Origin of the sequence: Stenotrophomonas sp. 2YAF22, assembly GCF_052114665.1 — a bacterium.
GTDB classification, from domain to species: domain Bacteria; phylum Pseudomonadota; class Gammaproteobacteria; order Xanthomonadales; family Xanthomonadaceae; genus Stenotrophomonas; species Stenotrophomonas indicatrix.
This window is the reverse complement of sequence record NZ_JBFRFE010000273.1, coordinates 1-5,362: the sequence shown is the minus strand read 5'-3', so window position 1 is coordinate 5,362 and position 5,362 is coordinate 1. Positions and strand designations below refer to the sequence as shown.

Annotated in this window: 5 protein-coding genes; 3 read left to right on the top strand and 2 right to left on the bottom strand. The window is 66.6% G+C overall.

The features are described from left to right. The 3 genes from AB4Y84_RS12120 to rimI all read left to right on the top strand — a co-directional run. The coding region (locus AB4Y84_RS12120) for a CDP-alcohol phosphatidyltransferase family protein (protein WP_442250196.1) at positions 1-627 on the top strand (627 nt) is incomplete at its 5' end. Then, complete coding sequence (locus AB4Y84_RS12115) at positions 624-1,136, top strand: hypothetical protein (RefSeq protein ID WP_313251757.1); 513 nt, start codon at positions 624-626, stop codon at positions 1,134-1,136. The genes AB4Y84_RS12120 and AB4Y84_RS12115, both read left to right, overlap by 4 nt. Next, entirely contained in the window at positions 1,133-1,630 is a 498-nt protein-coding gene (gene rimI / locus AB4Y84_RS12110; protein ID WP_223494182.1) for a ribosomal protein S18-alanine N-acetyltransferase, read from the top strand. The genes AB4Y84_RS12115 and rimI overlap by 4 nt, the downstream gene beginning before the upstream one ends. A 66-nt stretch (positions 1,631-1,696) precedes the next feature. Here rimI and AB4Y84_RS12105 read toward each other — a convergent pair whose 3' ends face one another. Together AB4Y84_RS12105 and AB4Y84_RS12100 are read right to left on the bottom strand one after the other, a co-directional pair. Then, the gene (locus AB4Y84_RS12105) at positions 1,697-2,518 is read right to left on the bottom strand and encodes an EamA family transporter (RefSeq protein ID WP_223494183.1); all 822 of its coding nucleotides are present in this window, start codon (positions 2,516-2,518) and stop codon (positions 1,697-1,699) included. 156 nt (positions 2,519-2,674) lie between these two features. Continuing rightward, on the bottom strand, positions 2,675-5,362 hold a 2,688-nt coding region (locus AB4Y84_RS12100), incomplete at its 5' end, for a valine--tRNA ligase (protein WP_442250195.1).

The following is a 5,362-nucleotide window of genomic DNA, read 5'->3' as shown; positions in this document are numbered from 1 at the left end:
GTGATGGACGGCCTCGATGGCCGTGTCGCGCGCCTGACCGGTACCAGCAGCGAGTTCGGCGTGCAGTACGACTCGCTGGCCGAYCTGGTCAGCTTCGGCATGGCGCCGGCCCTGGTGATGTATCACTGGTCCCTGTCGGAACTGAAATACGACGGTGAGCTGGTCGGTCGCCTGGGCTGGGCGGTGGCATTCCTGTACGCCGCTTGCGCGGCCCTGCGCCTGGCGCGATTCAATACCCAGGTAGCCGTGGTCGACAAACGCTGGTTCGTCGGCCTGGCCAGCCCGGCTGCTGCCGGCCTGATGATGTCCTTCGTCTGGGCCTTCGCCGATGGCACATTGGGCTGGAACGGCAACGAGCTGCGCTTCGTGGCGCTGGCGGTGACCCTGGTCGCCGCACTGTTGATGGTCAGCCGCATCCGCTTCTGGAGCTTCAAGGGAGGTGCGGCCAAGGAGGGCGCACGTTCGGATCGTGTCCCGTTCCTGGTGCTGGCACTGGTGCCGATCGCCATCGCCATCGCGGTGATCGATCTGCCCCGCGTGTTGTTGGTCGTCGGCATCCTGTACGCCCTGTCAGGCCCGGTGATGTGGGGCGTGCAGCGCCTGCGCAAGAAGCCCGAGGCGGCGTGAGCCAGGACCTGCCCCTATTGTGGTCCCCGGCCCAGCAGGCCTGGCTGCAGGCCATGGGCTACACCGTCTATCACGACGGCCAGTTGGCCGCTGAAATGGACGCGGCATTGCAGCTGAGCGTGGCTGAAGCCGCAGCATCGGCACCCGTGCCGGTTGAGCTGACGCGCACGGCTCCACCTTCGATGCAGCACGCACCCAGCCAGCGCGACGCGGCGCCGGAACCTCGGCCCGAGCGCGCGCCACCACGCACTGCCGTGCCGGTGGCGGCGCCGGACACCATACCGGCTGCGGCCCGTCCGCTGCCCACCGGCAACGCGCGCCAACCGCTGGTGCGCTTGCCTGACCGCCTGCAGATCGCGCTGTTGCGTGCTTCGGGCTGCAATCCGAACGATCCGGCCACACAGACGCTGATGGAAAGCTGGCCGCTGGAACAGCTGCGTCGCGACCCTGCTGCCAAGCGCGCGTTGTGGCCGCAGCTGCGCGCGCTGCGCAAGGGCGGAACCGCATGAGTGCGGTCAGCCAGCCCGGGCCGGTGGCGATGCGTGCGCTGCGCGAGAGCGACCTCAACGGGGTGATGGCCATCGAAGTGCGTGGCTACCCCTATCCCTGGACCCGCGGCATTTTCCTGGATTGCCTGCGCGCCGGTTACCCCGGCCTGGCCATGGAGCGCGATGGCCTGTTGATCGGCTATGGCGTGCTCAGCCTCGCTGCCGATGAAGCCCATGTGCTGAACATCTGCATCGATCCGTTGGTGCAATCGCGTGGGCTGGGCCGCCAGCTGCTGCGTGCACTGGTCCGCCTGGCCGGTGATCGAGGCGCGCAGCGGGTGTTCCTGGAAGTGCGTCCGTCCAACACCCCGGCCCTGGCGCTGTATCACAGCGAAGGCTTCAACGAGATCGGCCGGCGCCCTCGCTACTACCCTGCTGCGCAGGGGCGCGAAGATGCGCTGGTGATGGCGATCGAGCTGGTGGACGGCGAGCTGGAGACAATGCCGCCGCTGTAATGGAGAGGGTTGCCGGCCAGCGGCCGGCACTACCGATGAATCTCCGCCTCGGTTGGTACGCCGTTCTCATGCCAACCGCAGCGCCAGCACGCCAGCCACGATCAATGCTGCCGCCACCCAGCGTGCACGCGGTACCCGTTCGCGCAGCAGGAACACCGAGATCAGCAGCGCGAACAGAATCGACGATTCGCGCAGCGCCGATACCATTGCCACCGGCACCTGGGTCATCGCCCACAGCGCCATCGCATACGAGGCGGTGGTACCGATGCCGCCGGCCACGCCCAGCGGCCAGTGCCGGCGCGCATACGCCAGCAGCGCACCGCGCTGCCGATGCAGCGCCCACAACGGCAACGGAATGCCCGACAGCAGGAACAGCCACAACGTGTAGCTCAGCGCATTGCCGGACAGTCGTGCGCCCTGCGCATCGACCAGGGTGTAGGTGGCGATCATTGCCGCCGTCAGCAACGGCAGGCGCAGCTGGCCGCCACGTGCGCCGCGGGCCATGCACAGGATGCCGCCGCTCACCAGGAGGACACCGAGCCAGGCCGACGGCGGCAGGCGTTCGCCGAGCACGGCGCCGGCCAGCGCAACGAGGATGGGCGCGCAGCCGCGCATCATCGGATACGCCAGGCTCATGTCGACCTGTTGGTAGCAGCGTGCGACCAACGCGTAATACGTCACCTGCAGCAGCACCGAAGCGCCCAGCCACGGCCAGCTTTCCGCGGCGGGGAAGGGTAGCCACGGCAAGACGAGCGCAGACAACAGCGCAGCGCTGCCGGTGACGAGCACCGTGCCGAGGAACTTGTCCGGCCCGCGTTTGACGATCGCGTTCCAGCTGGCGTGCAGTGCGGCGGCGGCGAGGACCAGCAGGAAGATGGAAAGCGGCATCAGGCGATGATGCCACGCGTGGCAAAAGGAAACGCCGGGCATTGCCCGGCGTCGACCTCGAGAATGTGCCAACCAGGGTTGGCGCTTTGGTAGGTGCCAACCTTGGTTGGCACATCACAGCGGTGCGGACCACGGTCCGCACCTACCAGGGCGGCGTTACAGCTTCGCGCGCTGTTCGCGCAGGCCGGCCAGCTGGTTGTTCCAGTCGACCAGGCGCACGCGTTCCTGCTCGATCACCGCCGGCGGCACCTTGTCGGAGAACTTGGCCAGCTTGGTCTCGCTCTTCTCCTGTTCGCCTTCCACGCGCTTGATCTCCTTGTCCAGGCGCGCGCGCTCGGCATCGAGATCAACCAGGCCTTCCAGCGGTACCAGCAGCTTCAGTTCACCGACGATCGCGGCGGCTGCCGGCGGCGCACTCTGTGCGTCGGCCAGCCACTGGATGCTGTCCAGCTTCAGCAGGAACGACAGCGAGGCACTGAAGCGCTCGATGCGCACGCGGTCCTGTTCCTGGCCGGCCAGCAGGCGCAGCGGCACCAGCTTGGACGGGGCAACGTTCAGTTCGCTGCGCACGCGGCGCACCGCACTGATCACCGCCTTCAACCATTCCACGTCGGCCTCGGCCTGGGTGAAATCGCCCTCGAACTCGGCGGCGGTCGGGTACGGACGCAGCGACAGCGTGGTTTCGGCCAGGCCCAGGCGCGGTGCCAGCTGCTGCCACAGCTGTTCGGTGATGAACGGGGTCAGCGGGTGCAGCAGGCGCAGCAGCGCTTCCAGCACGTACAGCAGGGTGTGGCGGGTGCTGTCGGCGTCGGCGGCATCGGCACCGTTCAACGCCGGCTTGCTCAGCTCCAGGAACCAATCGCAGAACGCGTTCCAGGCGAATTCGTACAGGCACTGCGCCAACAGGTCGAAGCGATAGGCGGCGAAATGACCCTGCGCTTCGGCGGTGGTAGCGGCCAGGCGCGAGAGGATCCAGCGCTCGGCATCGGTACGCGGCGTCGGCGCGCCGGTGAACGCCGCACCTTCGGTGTTCATCAGCGTAAAGCGGCTGGCGTTCCACAGCTTGTTGCAGAAATTCTTGTAACCCTCGGCGCGGTTCATGTCGAACTTGATGTCGCGGCCATGGGTGGCCAGCGCGGCGATGGTGAAACGCAGCGCATCGGCACCATGGGCGGCGATCCCGTCCGGGAACTCCTTGCGCGTGGCCTTCTCGATCTTCTCCACCATGCGGGGTTGCATCAACCCGCCGGTGCGCTTGGCCACCAGATCATCGATGGTGATGCCGTCGATGATGTCCAGCGGGTCGAGAACGTTGCCCTTGCTCTTGGACATCTTCTGGCCCTGGCCATCGCGGATCAGGCCAGTGAAGTAGACGTCCTTGAAAGGCACCTTCCCGGTCAGGTTGTCGGTGGCCATGATCATGCGCGCCACCCAGAAGAAGATGATGTCGAAGCCGGTGATCAGCACCGACGACGGCAGGTAGCGGTCGAAACCGCGCTCGGCCATCGCCTGCTCGTTCGGCCAGCCCAGGGTGGAGAACGGCCACAGCTGCGAGGAGAACCAAGTCTCCAGCACATCGCTTTCCTGGCTCAGCACGACGTCGCTGCCGAGATTGTTCTTCGCCCGCACTTCCTCTTCGCTGCGGCCGACGTAGCAGTTGCCGGTGGCGGCATCGAACCACGCCGGAATGCGGTGGCCCCACCACAGCTGGCGGCTGATGCACCAATCCTGGATGTTGTTCATCCAGTGGCGGTAGGTGTTGATCCAGTTCGGCGGCACGAAGGCGATTGATCCGTCCTCGACCAGTTCCAGGCCACGACGCGCCAGTTCGTCCATTTTTACGAACCACTGGTCGGTCAGGTACGGCTCGATCACCTGGCCGGTGCGGTCACCGCGCGGCACCTGCAGCTTGTGCGCCTTGGTCTCGACCAGGATGCCCAGGTCTTCCAGTTCACCCAGCACGGCCTTGCGCGCATCGTAACGGTCCAGCCCCTGGAAACGTTCCGGCGCGTTGTCGTTGATCGCGGCCACCGGAGTGAACAGGTTGATCATCGGCAGGCTGTGGCGCACACCCACCTGGTAGTCGTTGAAGTCATGCGCCGGGGTGACCTTGACCACGCCGGTGCCGAACGCACGGTCCACGTAGTCATCGGCGATCACCGGCACGCGGCGACCGGTCAGCGGCAGCACCACGCTCTTGCCGATCAGGTGCAGGTAACGCTCGTCTTCCGGATGCACCATCACCGCGGTGTCGCCCAGCAGGGTTTCCGGGCGGGTGGTGGCGACCACCAGGTAATCGCGGGTCTCGCGCAGGGTCTCGACGCCGTCGGCATCGCGCTCGACGTGTTCGTAGCTCAGGCCTTCATCCAGCTGGTAGGCGATCGACCACAGGAAACCGTCTTCCTCGGCGCTCTCCACTTCCAGGTCCGAGATCGCCGTCTTCAGCACCGGATCCCAGTTGACCAGGCGCTGGCCGCGGTAGATCAGGCCCTGTTCGTGCCAGCGCACGAAGGCTTCGATCACCGCTTCGGACGGCTGCGGGTCCATGGTGAAGGTGCTGCGCGACCAGTCGGCCGACGTGCCCAGGCGGCGCATCTGCCGCTCGATGATGTCACCGGACTGCTGCTTCCATTCCCAGACCTTGCCGATGAAGCCTTCGCGGCCCAGCGAATCGCGGGTCTCGCCGTTGCCTTCCAGCGCCAGGTTGCGGCTGACCACCATTTCGGTGGCGATGCCGGCGTGGTCGGTACCCACCTGCCACAGCGTGTCGTAGCCGCGCATGCGGTGGTAGCGCACCAGCGCATCCATCAGGGTCTGCTGGAAGGCATGGCCCATGTGCAGGGT